Annotated in this window: 15 protein-coding genes; 13 read left to right on the top strand and 2 right to left on the bottom strand. The window is 39.3% G+C overall.

From position 1 onward, the window contains the following. Positions 1-7: 7 nt before the first annotated feature. Positions 8-3,361 (bottom strand): transcription-repair coupling factor, encoded by a 3,354-nt coding sequence (gene mfd, locus J4N25_RS08130; RefSeq protein ID WP_207421698.1) that lies wholly within the window; start codon positions 3,359-3,361, stop codon positions 8-10. 206 nt (positions 3,362-3,567) lie between these two features. On the opposite strand from mfd, the gene J4N25_RS08125 reads away from it, so the two are divergent. The 5 genes from J4N25_RS08125 to J4N25_RS08105 are packed head-to-tail and all read left to right on the top strand — an operon-like array spanning position 3,568 to position 6,588. Next, positions 3,568-3,981 carry a DUF4199 domain-containing protein gene (locus J4N25_RS08125; protein WP_207421697.1) on the top strand — a complete coding sequence of 138 codons (414 nt, stop codon included), beginning with the start codon at positions 3,568-3,570 and terminating at the stop codon, positions 3,979-3,981. A 17-nt stretch (positions 3,982-3,998) separates the two neighbouring features. Continuing rightward, a complete protein-coding gene (locus J4N25_RS08120; protein ID WP_207421696.1) occupies positions 3,999-4,223 on the top strand; it encodes a DUF2905 domain-containing protein in 225 nt (74 codons plus the stop codon). A gap of 18 nt (positions 4,224-4,241) precedes the next feature. Continuing rightward, positions 4,242-4,745 carry a hypothetical protein gene (locus J4N25_RS08115; protein WP_207421695.1) on the top strand — a complete coding sequence of 168 codons (504 nt, stop codon included), beginning with the start codon at positions 4,242-4,244 and terminating at the stop codon, positions 4,743-4,745. Further along, on the top strand, positions 4,742-5,839 hold the full coding sequence (locus tag J4N25_RS08110) for a Nif3-like dinuclear metal center hexameric protein (RefSeq protein WP_207421694.1): 1,098 nt from the start codon (positions 4,742-4,744) through the stop codon (positions 5,837-5,839). The genes J4N25_RS08115 and J4N25_RS08110 overlap by 4 nt, the downstream gene beginning before the upstream one ends. Beyond that, complete coding sequence (locus tag J4N25_RS08105) at positions 5,839-6,588, top strand: zinc ribbon domain-containing protein (protein WP_207421693.1); 750 nt, start codon at positions 5,839-5,841, stop codon at positions 6,586-6,588. Before J4N25_RS08110 ends, J4N25_RS08105 begins: the two co-directional genes overlap by 1 nt. A gap of 465 nt (positions 6,589-7,053) precedes the next feature. Here the strand turns inward: J4N25_RS08105 and J4N25_RS08100 are convergent, their stop codons facing one another. Next, complete coding sequence (locus J4N25_RS08100; RefSeq protein ID WP_207421692.1) at positions 7,054-7,263, bottom strand: hypothetical protein; 210 nt, start codon at positions 7,261-7,263, stop codon at positions 7,054-7,056. Between the two features lie 456 nt (positions 7,264-7,719). Between J4N25_RS08100 and J4N25_RS08095 the strand changes: the two genes are divergently transcribed. The 8 genes from J4N25_RS08095 (at position 7,720) to trpC (ending at position 20,755) form a co-directional block, all read left to right on the top strand. Further along, on the top strand, positions 7,720-13,437 hold the full coding sequence (locus J4N25_RS08095) for a HAMP domain-containing protein (protein WP_207421691.1): 5,718 nt from the start codon (positions 7,720-7,722) through the stop codon (positions 13,435-13,437). Between the two features lie 230 nt (positions 13,438-13,667). Next, positions 13,668-14,903 carry a hybrid sensor histidine kinase/response regulator gene (locus J4N25_RS08090; protein ID WP_207421690.1) on the top strand — a complete coding sequence of 412 codons (1,236 nt, stop codon included), beginning with the start codon at positions 13,668-13,670 and terminating at the stop codon, positions 14,901-14,903. Positions 14,904-14,938: 35 nt separating this feature from the next. After that, complete coding sequence (locus tag J4N25_RS08085; protein ID WP_207421689.1) at positions 14,939-16,402, top strand: sensor histidine kinase; 1,464 nt, start codon at positions 14,939-14,941, stop codon at positions 16,400-16,402. Between the two features lie 5 nt (positions 16,403-16,407). Further along, positions 16,408-16,845 carry a response regulator gene (locus J4N25_RS08080; protein WP_207421688.1) on the top strand — a complete coding sequence of 146 codons (438 nt, stop codon included), beginning with the start codon at positions 16,408-16,410 and terminating at the stop codon, positions 16,843-16,845. 109 nt (positions 16,846-16,954) lie between these two features. Further along, positions 16,955-17,404, top strand: coding sequence for a cytochrome B (locus J4N25_RS08075; RefSeq protein ID WP_207421687.1), 450 nt, complete (start codon positions 16,955-16,957; stop codon positions 17,402-17,404). A gap of 327 nt (positions 17,405-17,731) precedes the next feature. Continuing rightward, positions 17,732-19,162 (top strand): anthranilate synthase component I family protein, encoded by a 1,431-nt coding sequence (locus tag J4N25_RS08070; RefSeq protein ID WP_207421686.1) that lies wholly within the window; start codon positions 17,732-17,734, stop codon positions 19,160-19,162. 80 nt (positions 19,163-19,242) lie between these two features. Next, positions 19,243-19,839 carry an anthranilate synthase component II gene (locus tag J4N25_RS08065; protein WP_207421685.1) on the top strand — a complete coding sequence of 199 codons (597 nt, stop codon included), beginning with the start codon at positions 19,243-19,245 and terminating at the stop codon, positions 19,837-19,839. Between the two features lie 103 nt (positions 19,840-19,942). Next, complete coding sequence (gene trpC, locus J4N25_RS08060; RefSeq protein WP_207421684.1) at positions 19,943-20,755, top strand: indole-3-glycerol phosphate synthase TrpC; 813 nt, start codon at positions 19,943-19,945, stop codon at positions 20,753-20,755. Positions 20,756-20,798: the final 43 nt, after the last annotated feature.

The raw sequence follows: 20,798 nt of genomic DNA, 5'->3' as shown, positions 1-20,798 counted from the left end.
CCTTTTTTTATACCATTACTCCTCCGGATAGCTCTTCAAGTATAGCAATAGCTTCATCTAAGCTTCTGATATCCTCAAAAGCAATTCGCAAAGTTGATTTTACTTCTTTTAAATTGCATCTTCGAGGATGTTCTTTTACAAATTGGAGTACCTTTCCAAAAGCTTCGCTCTCAAAGTATGAAGATTGTTGATCAGAAATGAAATATCCTTTCAAAGAATTCTTTTTGAAAGTAACTTTTTCGAAGCCAATAGCTTTTGATAGCCATTGAAGTTTTAAGGTATTTAAAAGTTCACGTACTTGTTTTGGAAGAGGCCCAAACCTGTCTTGCAATTTTTGTGAAAACTTATCAAGTTGCTCTTCATCTTCAAGCTTAGATATGTCTGTATACAGGTTGTAACGTTCAGTAATATTTGTAACATAACTATCAGGAATCAAAACTTCAAGATCGGTATCAATTTGGGTAAAAGAGACGATTGGGCGCGGCTTTTCGTCTTTAAACAAATCTTTGAATTCTTCATCCTTTAGTTCCTGAATTGCTTCGTCAAGAATCTTATGATACATCTCAAACCCGATCTCGGCGATAAAACCGCTTTGTTCTGCCCCTAATAAATTACCGCTGCCACGAATGTCTAGGTCACGCATAGCAACATTGAATCCACTTCCAAGGTCAGAAAACTCTTCAATTGCACTTAAGCGTTTTCTAGCCTCAGGGGTAAGGGTCGATAGCGGCGGACTAAGAAGATAACAAAACGCCTTCTTATTCGATCGTCCTACCCGTCCCCGCATTTGGTGAAGATCACTTAGTCCAAACATATGGGCGTGATTTATCAGGATAGTATTCGCGTTTGGAATATCAAGGCCTGCCTCTATAATTGTAGTAGCAACAAGTACATCGTATTCAGCATTAATAAACTTTAACATAACATCTTCCAGTTCATCTCCCTCCAACTGGCCATGTGCTATTCCAACCCTTGCCTTCGGTACGAGCTTTTTAATTAAGCCTCCTAATTGAGCCAAGTCCTGAACCCGGTTATGGATGAAGAATATCTGCCCGTTCCGCGCAAGCTCAAACTCAACAGCCTCCTTGATCAGCTTCTCGTTAAATACGTGTAGTTCCGTCACTACTGGTTGACGATTAGGAGGAGGCGTCGAAATAATCGACAGATCCCTTGCTCCCATCAATGAAAAATGTAATGTCCTCGGTATAGGGGTTGCTGTTAAAGTTAATGTATCTACATTGGCCCTGAATTGTTTAAGTTTCTCCTTTACGCTAACTCCAAATTTTTGCTCTTCGTCTATTATCAATAGGCCAAGATCTTTGAACTTCACATCTTTGCTTACTATCCTATGCGTACCTATAATAATATCGATTTTTCCTTCAGCTAATTTTTGAAGTGTTTCCTTAATCTGTTTGCTTGTCTTGAAACGATTAACGTAATCGATATTACAAGGGAAATCTTTCAAACGGGAGTTGAATGTTTTAAAATGTTGCAGAGCGAGGATAGTAGTTGGAACCAGTATGGCAACCTGCTTACTATCCGCAACCGCTTTAAAAGCTGCACGAACTGCAATTTCTGTTTTACCAAAGCCCACGTCACCACAAACAAGTCGATCCATTGGATGAGGAGATTCCATATCCTTTTTTACATCGGCAGTGGCCTTTTCCTGGTCCGGAGTATCTTCGTAAATAAAAGAAGCCTCTAATTCGGCTTGCAAATACGTATCAGGATGAAAGGCGTTACCTGTTTGTGCTTTACGAACAGCATATAGTTTAATCAGGTCGCGGGCTATATCCTTAACTTTTTTTTTAGTTGTTTTCTTAAGCTTTTCCCAAGTATCGGTTCCAAGCTTATTCATTCTGGGAACTGTACCCTCCTTTCCCGAGTATTTAGAGATCCTGTTTAATGAATTGATATTTACATAAAGAAGATCGTTATCTGCATAGATCAGCCGAATCATCTCTTGGGTCTTGCCATTCACCTCTACTTTTTCGAGTCCTGCATACTTTCCGATGCCATGATCTATATGAGTAATATAATCACCCGGCTTTAGTTCTCTCAGTTCTTTAAGAGTAATAGATTGAGAGCGGGAATATCCTCTCTTGAGTTTGTATTTATAGTATCGATCAAAGATTTGATGATCAGTATAACACGCTATTTTTTGTTCGTAATCCAGGAAGCCCTCACGCAATGCAATGTGAACTGGAGTGAATTTTACGGTCTTGTCTATGTCATCAAAGATAGTGTACAGCCTTTCCGCCTGCTTTACCGAATCGGTAAATATGAAATTGCTTATTTTTTCCGATTCATTCTGCTTAATATTATGAATCAGGAGATTAAAGTCCTTATTGAAAGAAGGCTGAGGTTTAATATCAAAATGGATGACCTGCGTTGGCTGATAAAAGAACTGCTTTCCAAATTCTACTATAGCAAAATCTTTCAATTGGTCTGCTAATAGCTTCTCGTCGGTAAAATTAAATTTAGGATCTATCCAATCAGGGTTTTGCTGCTTATCTGCTGCGGCAAGAGCTTTCCAAAGTTCGTTTGCTTTCTTGTAACCCTCTTTTAAAATATCGAGGGTAAATTGAACATCTTTAAACCAAACGGAAGTGTCTTTATCAATATACTCTAATAGCGAAATATTGTGTTCTGTTAAAAATTTGGATTGAACGTTAGGGACAATTGTAATACTTCTAACCGTTTCAATACTTAGCTGTTCCTCCACACTAAAAGTTCGGATACTTTCAATATGATCTCCAAAAAACTCGATTCGATAAGGGTGGTCATGAGAAAAAGAAAAAATATCGACAATGCCTCCTCGTATAGAGAATTGACCTGGCTCATAAACAAAATCCACCCTCTCGAAGTCGTACTCAATCAAAAATTCATTGATGAAATCAATGTTGAGCTTATTCCCGGTCGAAATTTCAAGTGTATTTTTCTCAAGAGAATCTCTGTTAATTACCCTTTCTGCAATTGCCTCTGGGTAAGTTACAATAAGCTTTCCAAACTCTGTCGCATGAATCAACTCATTAAGTACTTCTGCTCTTTGTAATACATTGCCAGGATCTGGCTGGGTGAAATCGAAAGGTTTTCGGTAAGAAGATGGAAACAGGAGAATTTCTTTATCCATCAAATTTTCGAGGTCGCTTAGGAAATAAGCTGCCTCTTCCCTGTCGGGAAGCACAAAAACCATATGACCGTGTTGAAGGAAGTAAAAGGTTGAAGCTACAATTGCGTCGCTTGAACCAATTAATCCTTTTACATGCACTCGTGGGCCTTTGCTTCCGTTAAGTGCCAAAGCAAGGCTTTCGACCTTCCGGTCATTTTTATACAGATCTAAAATGTCCCTTACGTTCACAATACAAAATTCTGCAACAAATATACAAGCTGTGTTTAAGCTATTATGAAAATACTCTCCGTTCGCTTTTGTTTTACATCATTTAACTTCATATAAATTACGTAAAATGTAATTTCTTATATCATGAGAAAAGATAAAAGGAACAAATTAATACAGTCATCTGTTAGAACGCTATCTACCAATGATAATTAAAACAAATTGTTGTTATGAAAAACGCATTTAAATACGGTTCTATTATTGGGTTTATTAGCGGTATATGGATATTCGTTCTGCATCTTGCTGGTGTATATGAAAATTCTTATCCGAGTGCAGATAAAGCAAACTGGTTGGAGTACTTATCTATTATCATTCCTGTTACTGGCCTTTATTTGGGCATAAAAAATTTCAGGAACAGCATTAATGGAGGACGTATGGAGTTCTTTGAAGGAATTTTTGAAGGCTTTAAGATAATGGTTGTTGGAGGACTGATAGCCTGTTTTTTCGCTGCAGTTTATATTTCTTATGTAGCCCAGGATTTGCAGATGGATTACATGGGAAGAGTGGGAGCTGCTGGTGTTATAGGTATTTTATCGACTCTTATTATTTCTCTATTGCTGATGAACAAGCAACACAACTTGTAGCCTACTGATATTTCTTGATGAACACTGAGACTGGTAAATGGATAATAGTATTGGGAGTAGTAATTGTGCTGGCAGGTCTCTTAATCTACTTTTTCAGCGATAAACTACACTGGTTCGGTAATCTCCCCGGGGACATAAAAATCGAAAAACGCAACTTTCGATTCTACTTTCCAGTAACTACTATGTGGCTTATCAGTCTTTTAATTAATCTTATAATCCGCTTGTTCAGGTGGTTTAACTAATTATTACATTTGCGGATTATGGAATATATTAATAATCCTCAGGCTCTTACTCCTTTTTTAATAGCTACCCTAATTAAGTTGATTATTATGGTACTTTTTTGCCGTACTCAGGTAAAAACACTGGAGTTAATTGAACCTGAAAACCGGGCAGTTCAACCTTGGTTAATCTGGTTGCTTATTATTTTTGAAAGTATACTTAGCTTTTTTGTGGTAATAGGAATGTCGAGATCAATAGCTAACGAATTAAAAAGTCGTAATTTCGAGGAAGAAAACAGTCCTGCTTTGATCCCAGGTATAGTGTACGCTATTTTAGGGCTCATATCTTTTATCATATTGGGACTGGAGATGAACGGTATAAAAATTCCTGCCACTTTCGCACCATTGGTAGCTGTTATAGGTTTCAGTCAAATATTCTTTATGGTTCAGTACTGGTCGAAGGTGACCTGGTATAAGAAAATATTACAGAGTGACGACGAGGGAGACTATAGCGTTATTGATAAGAATAGAGAGGAAGAAGAATGAAATTAAAGGATATTACCTCTTACCTTGAGAGTCTTGCTCCTCTCTCCTATCAGGAAGATTATGATAATTCAGGGTTAATTGTTGGAGAACCAGAAGCCGATATAATAGCTGCTTTAATATCATTAGATTGCACAGAAGCTGTAGTAGACGACGCGATCAATAAAGGTTGTAATCTCATCATTTCTCATCATCCAATTGTATTTAAAGGTTTAAAGAAGTTTAATAATAAATCCTATATTGAAAGAGTAGTGATAAAGGCAATTCGAAATAACGTTGCTATTTATGCTATTCATACAAATTTAGACCATATTTCAGCGGGAGTTAATGCGAAAATATGTTCTAAGTTAAATATTTTAAACCCGTTAATTCTTTCGCCAAAGGCAGCAATCCTAAAGAAGTTGGTAACATTTTGTCCATTAAATGAAGCTGATAGCGTTCGTGATGCTTTGTTTAAAGCAGGTGCGGGTAACATAGGTAACTATTCTGAATGCAGCTTCAATTCAGAAGGTTTTGGAACATTTAAAGCAGGCCACAATACAAACGCTTATGTGGGCGAGAAGGGACTACAGCACCATGAGCCTGAGATTAAATTGGAAACTGTATTTCCTGAAGTGTTTGAAAAGCAAATACTTTCTGCTTTATTCAGAACTCACCCCTACGAGGAAGTTGCTTATGATATATACCCTTTAGATAATTATTATCCGAGAGTAGGTGCAGGAATGATAGGAGTACTCGAGCAGGAAATGGATGAACTCGCTTTTTTGAAAGATGTTAAAGAAAAACTGAAAGCGAAAGTTATCAGGCATAGCTCCTTACTGGGGAAAAAGGTTAAGAAGGTCGCTGTATGCGGGGGATCAGGTAGCTTTTTGCTTAATAAAGCTATTTCTGCTGGAGCTGATATTTTTATAACCGCGGATTACAAGTACCACGAGTTCTTCGATGCTGAAAATAAAATTGTAATTGCCGACGTTGGACATTTTGAAAGTGAGCAATTTACACAGGAATTATTGTTTGAACTTATTCAGAAAAAATTTTCTAACTTTGCACTCCATTTAACAGAAGTAAATACAAACCCCATAAATTATCTAATTTAATGGAACAAACTGTCGAGCAAAAATTGAAAGCTCTGTTCGAGCTTCAAAACATCCATACAAAAATTGACAAGATCAGACAAGTTCGCGGAGAACTTCCAATGGAAGTATCCGATTTGGAAGACGAAGTTGCAGGTCTTGAAACCCGTATAAATAAAATCAAAGCCGAGCTTGACGATCTTGAAGATGCTATCGTAACACGTAAAAACATGATACGTGATTCTCAGGCTGCTGTTAAGAAATACGAAGCACAACTTAACGATGTAAAAAACAACCGTGAGTATGATGCTATCTCTAAAGAAATTGAAATTCAAGGTCTTGAAATTCAGGTATGCGAGAAGAAGATTAAAGAGCATGGTTTTGAGATAACTAATAAAGTCCAGGTCTACGACAAAGCATTAGCAGATCTTGAAGAGAGAAAAAAAGACCTTGAAGCTAAAAAAGCAGAGTTAAATAATATCACCTCTGAAACTCAAAAAGAAGAGGATGAATTGAATTCAAAGGCTAAAGAAGCTGAAAGTGATATTGAAGAGCGCTTGCTTGTTGCTTATAATCGTCTTCGCCATAATGCGAAAAATGGTCTAGCTGTTGTAACAATTCAACGTGATTCGTGCTCCGGATGTTTCAACCAGATCCCTCCTCAACGTCAATTAGATATTCGCCAACATAAGAAAGTTATTGTGTGTGAGCACTGCGGACGTATCTTGGTTGATGAGGCAATTGCTGGACTTAAAGAAGAAGAAGCTTTATAATAAAACCGAATAAACGAAAACAAGCGGTCACTCATCAGTGCCGCTTTTTTTTTGTCCGTTTTTATCAGCCGGTAAAGTAGCAGGATGGGAAAAGCAGTTTTGTTATTCACCCGTCAATAGCCAGACAAGATCCATTCGAGGAGTATTCTAAAAACAAAAGGTCTTCAAACGGGGAGAATGAAGACCTTTAACTAACCAATTATAAACCGCTACAAATATAGGGACAAGAGCATGCTAACAAACTCTTTTAACAATCTTTAACATTCCAGTTCCTAATAAAGCAAAAAGCCCTCACCGGTCGGCAAGGGCTTTAAGATCATATTTGGTTAGTTGAGCGGCTCAAAAATAACAACAATTATGATGTTCGCAAATTTTTATTAAAAAAGAGTATAAGTTTTATTAAAATATAAATAAAAGCCTATAGACCCTAACTTTTTATTAATGTACAATCGATTTCCATATCAATTATTCAAAATACTTTTCTATTTCCTTCCCTATTTCTTCAACAGGTATAGGATGTGTGCCATATTGATCACAATCGCAGATCCATTCTCCTCCAGAATCTAATTTTAAATTATAACTTCCATTCCCATCAGTTACTTTATAAGTAACCTTCCCATTTCCCACAGGTTCTATGTGGTACTCTTTACTATCTAGTTTGATGCTGAATTCCATTTTTCGTATCTCCTTCAATAAATTGCTTGCATTTCTAACGGGTATAAATACCTGATGTTTTAAGTATTTTTACTATTTCACAGCGTGGTTTCTACGCTAAATTGAACTGCCTTTCTAAATTTTTATTTTGAATAAAAACAATTTAGAGCAGAATTGGTTACTGTTCTCTAGTCACGGAAGAGTGGCTCAAATAATGATTTATAAATAAAGGGGATGAATTAGTGGGTTTTATTGTAAAACATTAAAGTGACTGAATGAGAAGCTTTTAATCTTACCACTAATTGAACTTGCGGGGATTTTAAGGCGGGTTTTCCTTGCCGGAGTATGATGGATACTGGATAGATCAAAATCTTTCGTTTGTATCACTAATTAATACAAGAAACAAGAAATGCAGTTGTTCAACTTATTAAACCTTGAACATCAATTCAAAAATTACGATTCGTATTTATTTTTTATATGGAACAGGAAATCTTATTAGAAGGGGAACTCAACAGCATTCCAAAGAAAAATGGAGTCAAAGAAGACTCTCTTGACTTAAAAGAGCTTTTAAACGTTCTTTCTCAGGTTAAGAATGGAAAGCTGGATGTTCGTATGCCAGTAAAACAGGCAGGTATAAGTGGGAGGATATGTGAAGTCCTGAATGACATCATTGACATGAGCGAACAGTTTGTAACAGAAATCTGTACAGCTGAGAAGATCATTGGAAAGAAAGGTAATTTATCGAAAAGGGTTGAGATGCCTGATGCTCGTGGACAATGGGCTATCGGCGTAAAATCTCTGAATGGACTTATTACTGATCTTACCTATCCTACACTGGAAATCGCAGGTATGATTAATTCTGTTGCAAATGGTAACCTTTCAAGACAGATTCCATTAGAAATAAATGGCCAACCGTTAAAAGGCGAATTCCTTCGGATAGCAAAAGAATCCAATCAAATGCTCGAGCAATTACGCCTCTTCACCATGGAGGTAACGCGTGTTGCACGTCAGGTAGGTGCTGAAGGAAAGCTTGGAGAACAGGCGAAGATTAAAGGTGTAGCGGGTGTATGGGCCGAACTTACAGATTCGGTAAACCTGATGGCTGGTAACCTTACAGCTCAGGTACGTAACATTGCAACGGTAACGACAGCTGTGGCAAAGGGTGACCTTTCCCGGAAGATTACGGTAGAAGCTAAAGGAGAAATCCTGGAACTAAAAAATACCATCAACACGATGGTGGATCAGTTGAACTCCTTCTCTTCAGAGGTAACACGTGTGGCACTTGAGGTAGGTACGGAAGGTAAGCTGGGTGGACAAGCAAAAGTACCGGGAGTAGCAGGAACCTGGAAGGACTTAACCGATTCGGTAAACCGTATGGCAGGTAACCTTACTTCTCAGGTACGTAACATAGCAGGTGTAACCACAGCGGTTGCAAATGGTGACTTATCCAAGAAGATCACGGTTGACGTAAAAGGGGAAATGCTTGAGCTGAAAAAAACTATTAATACGATGGTGGATCAGCTTAACTCCTTCGCTTCCGAGGTAACACGTGTTGCACTTGAAGTAGGTACTGAAGGTAAACTGGGAGGTCAGGCGAAGGTGAAAGGTGTAGGCGGGGTCTGGAAAGATCTTACAGACTCGGTGAACCAGATGGGAAGTAATCTTACTGACCAGGTGCGGAACATCGCCGACGTAACAACGGCAGTAGCGAAAGGTGACCTTTCTCGCAAGATCACCGTAGATGCAAAAGGTGAGCTCCTAGAGCTTAAGAATACGATCAACACGATGGTGGATCAGCTGAACTCCTTCTCCTCCGAGGTAACTCGTGTGGCCAGGGAGGTAGGTACAGAAGGAAAACTGGGTGGACAAGCAAACGTACCGGGTGTAGGTGGCACCTGGAAAGACTTAACAGACTCTGTAAATCAGATGGCCGGAAATCTAACCGGTCAAGTACGTAACATTGCTGAGGTAACAACGGCGGTAGCGAAAGGAGACCTTTCAAAGAAAATTACGGTGGACGTAAAAGGGGAGATGCTCGAGCTTAAAGTTACAATCAATACGATGGTGGATCAGCTAAACTCCTTTGGTTCTGAGGTAACCCGTGTGGCAAAAGAGGTAGGTTCTGAAGGACAGCTGGGTGGTCAGGCTAACGTACCAGGTGTGGGTGGTACCTGGAAAGACTTAACAGACTCCGTAAATAAGATGGCGGATAACTTAACGTCGCAGGTACGTAACATCGCCGAGGTAACTACAGCGGTAGCAAAAGGTGACCTTTCCCGTAAGATCACAGTAAATGCAAAAGGAGAGCTCTTAGAGCTAAAAAATACAATTAACACAATGGTGGATCAGCTCCGTGGATTCGCATCCGAGGTAACTCGTGTGGCACGGGAGGTAGGTTCAGAAGGACAGCTGGGAGGTCAGGCCAACGTACCGGGAGTAGATGGTACCTGGAAAGACTTAACGGACTCGGTAAATAAAATGGCGGGTAACTTAACTGCCCAGCTCCGAAACATTGCCGATGTATCCATTGCAGTAGCAAATGGTGACTTGTCTAAAAAGATTACGGTCGACGTACGTGGCGAGATCCTTCAGCTGAAGGAAACTATTAATACCATGGTGGATCAGCTTCGCGGTTTTGCATCTGAGGTAACACGTGTGGCGCGGGAGGTGGGTACCGATGGTAACTTGGGAGGTCAGGCATTCGTACCGGGGGTTGCTGGTACGTGGAAAGATTTAACGGACTCGGTAAATCAGATGTCGTCCAACTTAACATCACAGGTACGGAATATCGCTGAGGTAACCAAGGCGGTAGCATCGGGAGACTTAAGTAAAACGGTGATCATTGATGCGAAAGGTGAGGTATTGGAGCTTAAAAACACGATCAACACGATGGTGGACCAGCTGAACTCCTTCGCATCTGAGGTAACCCGGGTAGCCCGTGAGGTAGGTACCGAAGGTAAACTGGGAGGTCAGGCGCACGTAAAAGGTGTTGCTGGTACCTGGAAAGACTTAACAGACTCGGTAAACCAGATGGCGTCTAACCTTACAGTTCAGATCCGTGGTATTGCGAAAGTGGCAACTTCAGTAGCAAAGGGTAACCTGAAACAACGTTTATCCATTAATGCGATGGGTGAGGTTGCGCAGTTAACGGATGCAATCAATGAGATGATTGATACACTTGCTGTATTCGCCGATCAGGTGACAACGGTGGCCCGTGAGGTGGGTGTGGAAGGTCGATTAGGGGGTCAGGCGAGTGTACCAGGTGCTTCCGGTACCTGGAAAGACTTAACCGAAAACGTAAACCAGCTAGCCCAGAACCTCACCGTCCAGGTACGTTCTATCTCTGAGGTAGCATCCGCGGTAACGAAAGGTGACTTAACCCGGACTATCCGGGTGGAAGCAAAAGGAGAGCTGGAAGCGTTAAAAGATACAATCAACCAGATGATCGCCAACCTTAAAGGAACAACATTAAGGAACCACGAGCAGGACTGGTTAAAATCAAACTTAGCGAAGTTCACGCAGATGCTTCAAGGGCAGCGTGACCGTAACGCTGTGGCCAATAAAGTTCTTTCAGAGCTTGCAGAACTGGTGAATGCAAGATATGGAGCATTCTATATCCTTGAACAGCCAGAAGCCTCTGATCCGATGTTGAAGATGTTCGCAGCTTACGCCCATGATAACAAGCGCACCTTGAGCGAATCCTTCTCAATAAATGAAGGTCTTGTAGGGCAATGTGCTCTTGATAAAGAGAGAATTTTATTGACTAATGTTCCGGGTGATTATTTACAGATCAATTCAGGAATCGGAAGTGCAACGCCTTCCGCGCTGGTGATCCTTCCAGTATTATTCGAGAACAATATTAAGGCGGTAATTGAACTCGCCTCATTCGAAACTTTTAGTCCAACCCACTTAGACTTCCTCGACCAGTTAACAGAGTCTATTGGTATCGTATTGAACAACATCGAGACCAATACGCGTACAGAGGAACTTCTTGCACAATCTCAATCCCTTGCCAACGAGCTGAAAGCACAGCAGGAAGAGTTGAGACGCGCCAACGATGAGCTTCACGATAAAGCTCAACTTCTTGAAAAACAAAAAGAAGAGGTGGAGCAGATCAACAAAGAGGTGGAAGAAGCAAGAAGGTCATTAGAAGAAAAAGCTGAGCAGCTCACGCTAACCTCCAAATATAAATCAGAATTCCTAGCAAACATGTCGCACGAGCTGAGAACGCCGCTCAACAGCTTACTTATCCTCGCGCAACAATTGTTTGAAAACCACGAAGGGAACTTAACCGAAAAACAGATCAGGTACGCTAAGACTATCCACTCTTGTGGATACGACCTGATCCAGCTGATCAACGATATCCTTGACCTTTCTAAGATCGAGTCAGGGGTTATCTCAGCTGACATTATGCCTGTTAGTTTCCGTGAGATTGCTTCGTTCGTAGAAACTACGTTCAAGCCAATCTCCGAAACTAAAAACCTTAACTTTGATATTCATATCGAAGAAGATCTTCCTGAGATCATGGAAACGGATATTCAGCGTTTAAATCAGATCCTGAAAAACTTGCTGTCGAATGCGTTTAAATTCACTGAAAAAGGAAGTGTTAAATTAAGTATTCAAAGACCAAATCCAGCTCTTAGGAATCCGCTTACGGGAGTAGATCATGTAATTGCCTTCTCTATTGAAGACACAGGTATTGGTATATCTAAGAAAACACAAGGAATTATCTTCGAAGCCTTCCAGCAGGCCGAAGGTTCTACAAGCCGTAAATATGGAGGTACAGGTCTGGGACTTTCTATCTCTAAAGGTTTTGCAGAACTATTAGGCGGTACTATTACTGTAGAAAGTGAGCTTGGAAAAGGTAGTGCCTTCACATTGTTCCTGCCATTGAAGTACAAGGAGGGAACAAAACAAATAGGTGAATATGCAGCAGCAGCAGCAGTTGCAAGTACCTACCCTGCCGCCGCAAAAGCCCCTGAGGTTACTGAGTCTTTAGTTGATGATGATAAACACAACATCCATCCTGGAGATAAAGTGATTCTGGTAATTGAAGATGATATTCGTTTCACTAAGATCATGCTGGATAAGGCCCATGACTTTGGTTTGAAGGCTGTTGTTGCAGTAAATTATATTGAAATATTCGATGCTATTCAGAATTATAATCCAATAGCGATCACACTCGACGTTAACCTGCCGGAATCTAACGGATGGAAGATTCTTAAACTGCTGAAGAATGATTACAATTTGAGGCATATTCCTGTCCATTTAATCTCCGGAGAAGATAACAGAGCACTTGCTTTAAAATATGGAGCAAAAAGTTTCCACCTTAAACCTTTATCAAATAAATCCTTAGATGAGCTACTTTCTGGTATCCTGAATTTTAGTGATCGAAAAACCAAAAAAGTATTACTCATTGAAGATGATAAAGAAGAGCTTCAACGAATTGCACAACTATTAGAAAGCGAGATTACTCAGGTTGCTTCTGTAGAAAGCGTTAAAGATGCCCTGGAGCAACTAAAAGAAGACCAGTTTGATTGTATCATTTTGGATTACAACAAGCCGGATGCAGACCAGATAGCAAACCATTTGAATTTGAACAGACAGTTCCAGACCTCTATCGTATTATATTCGGAGAAAGAAGTAACTTCTGATCAGTTGATCCACCTAAAGCGCGTCGCCCACAAAGTAATTGTAAAGTCGCAAGGGACGGAAAAACAGTTGTTGAACGAAGTTTCCAGAATGCTTCATTTGGATATTAAAGGCTTGTCGGAAGATAAGGTTAAGCTACTTAACGAGGTTAAAGGAGATAAAGATATCCTCGACGACAAGAAAGTTCTTGTAGTAGATGATGACGTGCGTAACTTGTTTGCACTAACGGCAGCATTTGAGCGTTCTAAACTTCAGGTAATAACGGCTGAAAGTGGCAGGGAAGCTCTGGAGATCCTGAATGACAATAAAGATATTGACATAGTGTTGATGGACATCATGATGCCTGAGATGGATGGATACGAAACAATTCAATGGATTCGTAAAGAGCCAAAGAATAAACAATTGCCTATTATTGCAGTAACTGCAAAAGCTATGATCGGCGACAGACAGAAATGTATAGCATCAGGAGCTTCTGATTATATTACAAAGCCAGTTAAAACCGATCAGTTGCTATCTTTAATGAAGGTTTGGTTATATCAATAGATCTAAAGCAATCATAAGGAGCCGAAGCTTCTTTATGATTGTTTTGCCTGGATGACCTCTTTCTGTTTATCGGATCCCTTGGTTCATTAAGCAAAAGAGAACAATAAAAGATACAAGTTATCTAAACCGGAAGGATGGTATTTTGTCATATAGGTTTTGATAGTGAACATTAACAACCTATGGGGTTTTCCTCATAGGTTTTTTACGATAAATGCAAACACACGCGCAAATTGGCTTCAGATACAATTAAGATATTATTGGTAGACGACCGTGAAGACAACTTAATGTCCATGGAAGTTGTGCTTGAGAAGGAAGGCTATGCATTTTCAAAAGCCACCTCTGGTATGGATGCCCTTAAGATCCTTCTTAAAGAAGATGATTTTTCGTTGATCTTGCTGGATGTTAAGATGCCGATCATGGACGGCTATGAGACCGCCGAGCTGATTTATCAGCGGGAAAAGCTCAAAAATATTCCTATAATTTTTATTACTGGTCAGGATTACGAGGAGACTAACATCTTCAAGGGGTATAAAGCCGGCGCGGTAGATTACATCCGAAAGCCTTTTAATCCTCAGATCCTACGTTCTAAAGTTGCGGTATTTGCAGAGCTTTACCAAAAAAATCAATTACTCAAAAAAGCCCAGGAAGAGCTTAGGGAATCCAACGAGAATCTAAAGAAATTGAATCACGATCTGGAAGACCGGGTAAAGGAAAGAACAATCGAATTGGAGAACCTGAATAATGAATTAAAAGATCTCAATTTGGCAAAGGATAAGATTCTTTCTGTAATATCCCACGATTTGAGGAACCCTTTCACAGCCTTATTAGCTTCTTCTGAGAAGTTATCAAGGGATATAGAGAAACTGGGCCCGTCCGAAGTAAAGAATTTTTCTCAGGTAATTCACCGTACGTCGAAAAAGATACTCAATCAGTTAAATGAACTCGTAGAATGGGCCAAAAACCAGCGGGAAAAGTCTAATTTCAATCCATCTAAGTTGCAGCTGGTTAAAGGCGCAAAAGAATCAATAGATGTTCTCCGCAATAATGCGGTTCAAAAATCTATCCGCCTTGAGTATGCTATCAATGATAGTATTTTCGTACATGCAGATGCTTTAATGCTGCGGTCGATCCTTCAAAACCTTATCACTAATGCCATTAAATTCACGCCAGAGGGTGGAGTAGTTCGGGTTAGTGCAAAGTCGAACGACAGAATGGTTGAAATATGTGTAACCGATAGCGGGGTTGGAATGAATGATGAAATGAGATCAAAGCTCTTTCAACAAGTTGCCCCGTCAATTAGTGGTACTAATAATGAACAGGGAACAGGTCTCGGCTTACTGTTAGTGAAGGATTTCGTTACTCAACATGGGGGAACAATTTCAGTAGAAAGTGAGTTGGGTAAAGGAACATGTTTCACTTTCACAATGCCGGCATTTATTGAGCAAGTTGATATAGCTATGGTGTAAGCTTTATTAATCAAGTACTAATTATACTCCTTCTTGTGAGACTTTCTACACTTATATTCTTAGGTTTTGCAGTAGTGATAGTGCTTTCACTGGTTGATTCCTATGTTAATAATTTATTGTCAGATAAGGTTAATCAAAACATAGCCTTCCTTACCCGGTCTGAGTCTGTAATACGCAACTCCAGCCGATTGCATAAAGGGATCATAGAGATGCAAAGCGGTTTTAGAGGTTATTTGCTTACCGATGAAGAAGAATTTTTACAACCTTATTTCTCGGGCCTAAAAACTATTCCAAAGCTTATTAAAGAACAGCGTGCGCTAGTAAAGGAATCTGATGTCCAGTCGCGAAAACTAGATTCTATAGCAGTTTTGCACCATGAATGGGTAATATACGCTAATTCACTGATTGAAGCAAAAAAAGAGTCTCTGAGAAAAAGTGGGGTATCGCAACGTTACCAATTCCTCTTTGAAAATAAGTTAAGGAAGCAGGTTGGAAAGAAGATTAACGACAACATATATAATATCTTTCGCCGTTTTGACCGTTTGGAATATCAAATTAGAGAGATCCGGCGCAACCAGCTTTTGCAATCAATCGATCGTACAAAGACCTTCTCTCTAATATTTTCTATGCTAACTATCGCTGTAGGTGTTATCAGCGGAATTTATATAATCGGCCTGATCTCCCGTCGAATTAAGCAAATGGTTAAACTTGCTGAGAGTATCTCAAAAGGCCAGTTCATTCTTGTAAGCGATGACAAGAATGATGAGCTAAGCAGTCTTTCAAATTCCCTTAATATCATGTCAACCGAGCTGAGTAAGAACATTAGCGAGTTAGAGAAACGGAACAATGAGCTTAATCAGTTTGCCTACGTTGTTTCACATGATTTAAAGGCTCCAATTAGAGGGATTTACAACGTGGTACAGTGGATCGAAGAGGATCTAGGTGGAGAAATCTCTTCGGAGATGAGAAAGTACCTCAACATCATTCCTCAGCGCATTAATAGAATGGAAGATCTTATTCACGGCCTTCTGGATTATGCGAGAATTAGTAGAGATAAGCCAGTAAAAGAGGTGGTCGATGTTAATTTGATGCTTAATGAAATAACTGAAATGCTTGTACCTGAGAATTTTAGGATAAAGATCGGTAAGATGCCGGTATTGTTTACAGAGAAGATAAGGTTGGAACAAGTTTTTAGCAACTTAATTAGTAACGCTGTTAAATACAGCACTGGACAAAGCCCTCTAGTCGAAATACAAATCCTGGAGAAATCGAATGAGTACGAATTCAAGGTAATAGATAATGGTATTGGTATCGACCGTCAGTATCATGCTAAGATTTTTGAAATATTTCAGACTTTAAGGGAAAAACACGATAAAGAAAGTACAGGAATTGGTTTAGCGATCGTTAAGCGTATAATAGAAGAAAAGCATAGTATAATAAAAGTAGAATCGGAGTCAGGTAAAGGAGCAGCTTTTATTTTCACCTGGCCTAAAGACTGATATTTATGGAAGTGAGGAATATTTTGTTGGTAGAAGATGATGAACTGGACGTAATCAGTGTAAAACGTTCTTTAAGAAAGCTAGAGCATCCGTATAATTTAAAAACTGCCTATAATGGCATAGAAGCCTTAGAGGTTTTACAACAGTGTAAAACCGAGGGTAATTCCCTTCCCGATGTTATTCTCCTGGATCTGAATATGCCTAAAATGAACGGTATTGAGTTTTTGAAGGCCTTAAGACAGGACGATGAGCTGAAGGATTTAAAGGTATTTGTTATGACGACGTCTGGTGATGAAGCAGACCGAAAGACGACCGAACTATTAGGAGTATCAGGCTATCTTATCAAACCTTTGAACTTCAATAATAATGATAAAAGGACAGATTCTCTGGATGGATTCTTCCAGTTTCATTTAAGAAAGATCATAAGTCCTTTAAACTCTTAAGTTAGAGGACCAGCTTATTTATTTCTTAACCTTTTTAATTTGAATTTTGCTTTTTCAATCCGTTACTTTGACAACAAAGAACCATCTCAAAAAAATAAAAAAATAAACTATGTATCCTGCTTTATTAAATACTCACTCCATTATCCGATTTGCAGTAATTATAGCAAGTGTCCTTTCAATCATCCTTGCATTTGCTGGTTGGTTCGGTAATAAAGAATATACTAAAGGCAATAAAGTATTGAATCTTCTCACTCTGATTTCTGCGCATATTCAACTTGTTGTAGGATTAATACTTTATTTCGTTAGTCCTATAGTAAACTCGGCAGATTTCGGAGCTGCAATGAAAAATAGTTCATTACGTTACTGGAAGGTAGAACACATGGCTATGATGGTCATTGCAATTGTTTTAATCACCATAGGGTATTCAAAATCTAAAAGAGCCTTGGCATCTGTAGATAAACATCGTACAATAGCTATTTTTTATACTATAGCTGCTATTGTGGTAATTGCAGCTTTGGCCATGAGTGGAAGGGGAATTTTCGGAATGACCGGAGCGTAGTCTGCAAAGGCTGCTAGTCATTAATAAGAAAGACTTTGACAAAAATTTGCTATTTAAAAAATCTTTACATTTTTTTGTACTCATGATGAACGCATTACATACTCAAAACTGGTGGTGGCAAAAAGTTATTTGCGCCGGATAAGGTATGTTTAATAGAGATATCAAGTAAAGATCTTAATAAATATAACAACCCGACGCGAACAACGTCGGGTTTTTTATTTATTGCTATTAAACACGTGTAACCCAAAGAATAAGATTTAGTAATAACAGAGGATTTAAATAAAACGAGGCTGCCTCAAATCTAAAGTCTCAAATCTCAACTCCAAAATGAAGTATATTTTAAATACCACCTATAAAAAGCTCCTTGCAGACACCACCACCCCTGTAGCTATATATCTGCGTTTAAGAGATGTTTTTCCTAACAGTATACTACTTGAAAGTTCAGACTATCATAGCCGGGAAAATAGCATGAGCTATGTTTGCTGTGATCCTATTGGAGGAATAATTCTCGATAAGGATATCTTAACAACTTATTTTCCAGACGGCAGTAAAAATGAAATCTCATCAGAAGGCATCAATCTTCAGGAAGAAGTTACAACTTTTAGAAGCAGTTTTGAGTCTAATTTAAAAGATAGCTTCAAATATATTTCAAGTGGTTTGTTCGGATACTTTGCGTATGAAACTATTGAGTTTTTCGAGGACCTAAAGCTTACAACAGAGCGAACAGGCGAACGTGATATCCCTTTATTGCAGTATCATTTGTATCGTTATGTAATAGCAATTGATCACTTTAAAAATGAAATGTACCTTTTCGAATCTAGACCTTCCGAGACTGAGCCATCGGGATTGGAAAGGATTCAATATTTGATTCAAAATAAGAATTTCCCTGAATATCCGTTTGAGACATCAGGTGAAGAGACATCAAACTTCAGCGATGAAGGCTTCATTGAGGTAGTAAATAAGATGAAGCAACATATCTTCAGGGGAGATGTTTTCCAGATTGTTCCTTCAAGAGCATTTGCAAAACCTTTTCAAGGTGATGAATTCAATGTTTACCGTGCCTTACGCTCAATAAATCCTTCACCTTACTTATTCTACTTCGATTATGGTAACTTCAAGCTCTTTGGATCTTCTCCGGAAGCACAGCTGACTATTAAGAATGGTGAGGCTTCGATCTATCCTATCGCCGGTACTTTCCGTCGTACCGGTAATGACGTATTAGATGCAGAGCTTGCGAATAAGTTGGAAAACGATCCCAAGGAAGTTGCAGAACACGTAATGCTGGTAGATTTGGCACGAAACGACCTAAGTAGACATTGCAATAATGTTAAGGTGCGTGCATTTAAAGAAGTACAGTATTACTCTCATTTAATACACCTGGTATCGAAGGTTACAGGTAGCTTACAAGAAAAAGCTCATCCTTTTTATGTTGTAGGTGATACTTTCCCTGCCGGAACTTTAAGTGGCGCTCCAAAATATATGGCTATGACTTTAATAGATCGATATGAAAATGGGCCGCGGGGATTTTATAGCGGGGCGATTGGATATATGGGTTTCAATGGCGACTTTAACCATGCAATTATGATCCGTTCATTTATGAGCCGTAACAATGTATTACATTATCAGGCAGGTGCAGGTATCGTGGCAGATTCTGATCCCCAAAGTGAGCTTAATGAAGTGAATACAAAAGTTGGGGCTCTGCGCAAGGCTTTAGAGCTAGCCGGTTCTATAGTAACACAGGTTGAAAAACCTGCTTAAAAATGGTTTGCCAGGATCACAAGGAATCTGGAAATTCATTGTGTGACAGTAAACCGATCAAGTACATTAAAAATATAAAGATGAAGATATTAGTGGTTGATAATTACGACTCCTTTACGTTCAATCTTGTTCACTTACTACACGAATGTGGTCATGAACCAACCGTTTGGAGAAATGATAAATTTGAACTCAAGGACGTAGAGCAATTTGATAAAATTCTTTTATCTCCTGGCCCAGGTATTCCTTCCGAAGCTGGTTTATTGCAGGAGGTAATAAGAACTTACGCCTCAACTAAAAGTATTCTTGGTGTTTGTTTAGGCATGCAAGCAATGGGGGAAGTGTTTGGCGGAAATCTATATAACCTGTCCTATCCTGTCCATGGCAGAGCAACTGACATGCAAGTTTTAGACGAAGAAGAATCTTTATTTAAAGGTCTTCCTAATTCCTTTAAGATCGGTCGCTATCACTCCTGGGCTGTAAGTCGCGAAGGGCTTCCAGAAACGGTTAAAGTAACAGCAAAGGACGCCGAAGGAGTTATCATGGCTTTACGTCATGTTGATTACGACGTAAGAGGAGTTCAGTTCCACCCTGAGTCAGTTTTAACTGAACATGGTAGGGAAATGATTCAAAATTGGCTTACCCAAGAACCTCAGCCCTCTGATGGCGGAGCCATATAGGGCTTTCTGGATTGGGCTTATCAAAAGCAACGAAACTGTATAGAAATTAAATTTATCCCGCTCTTATTTCCCCTTTAGGGGTTAAGGGTTTAGGGGACTTGGTATGAGAACAATATATAAAGGACAAGGAGATACAATACTAGATAAAATAGTGATCCAGAAACTGAAGGAAGTTGCGGAAGCGAAGGCATTGACACCTATTGTTGAGCTGGAAGAAAGCGAGCTCTTTCATCGTGAGTGCTTTTCAATGCGCCAATTTATTCTGGATCCTGAAAGAACCGGAATTATTTCTGAGTTTAAAAGGGCCTCTCCATCTAAGGGAATTATTAACGATAAGGTATTCGTTGAGGATGTTACACAAGCTTATGCTGCAGCAGGAGCTTCTGCCCTATCCATTTTAACAGATCCTCAGTTTTTTAAAGGCAGTAATTTCGATGTTTTGAAGGCTCGGGGTGTTAATCGAATCCCGATTCTTCGTAAAGAGTTTATAGTAGATGAATTTCAAATATTGGAAGCGAAATCAATTGGTGCAGATATTATCCTTTTGATCGCAGCTATTTTAACTCCTGAAGAAGTATCGCGATTTGCTAAGCTCGCAAAAGGTATTGGCTTAAGTGTACTTATGGAAGTTCATAACCAGGAAGAGTTAGAAGCATGTCTTTGTGAGGATTTAGATGCAGTTGGCGTCAATAACCGGAACCTCGCCGATTTTAGTGTTTCATTAGATCACTCCTACAGCCTCGTGAACCAGATCCCTGATAAGTTTTTAAAGATCTCAGAGAGCGGGATCAGTAATCCAAATACAATTAACGACTTAAAGAAAGCTGGCTTCAATGGATTTCTTATCGGCGAGAACTTTATGAAGGAGCAAGACCCCGGAAAGGCAATACAAGAATTTGTTGCACAGCTCCGTTAATATTAATTTAAAATACATCAATCCTATTATCCTTATCACTGTT

It is taken from the genome of Desertivirga brevis (assembly GCF_017355835.1).
Note: the sequence above shows the minus strand (reverse complement) of the source record. Positions and strands in the feature narration are given on the sequence as shown.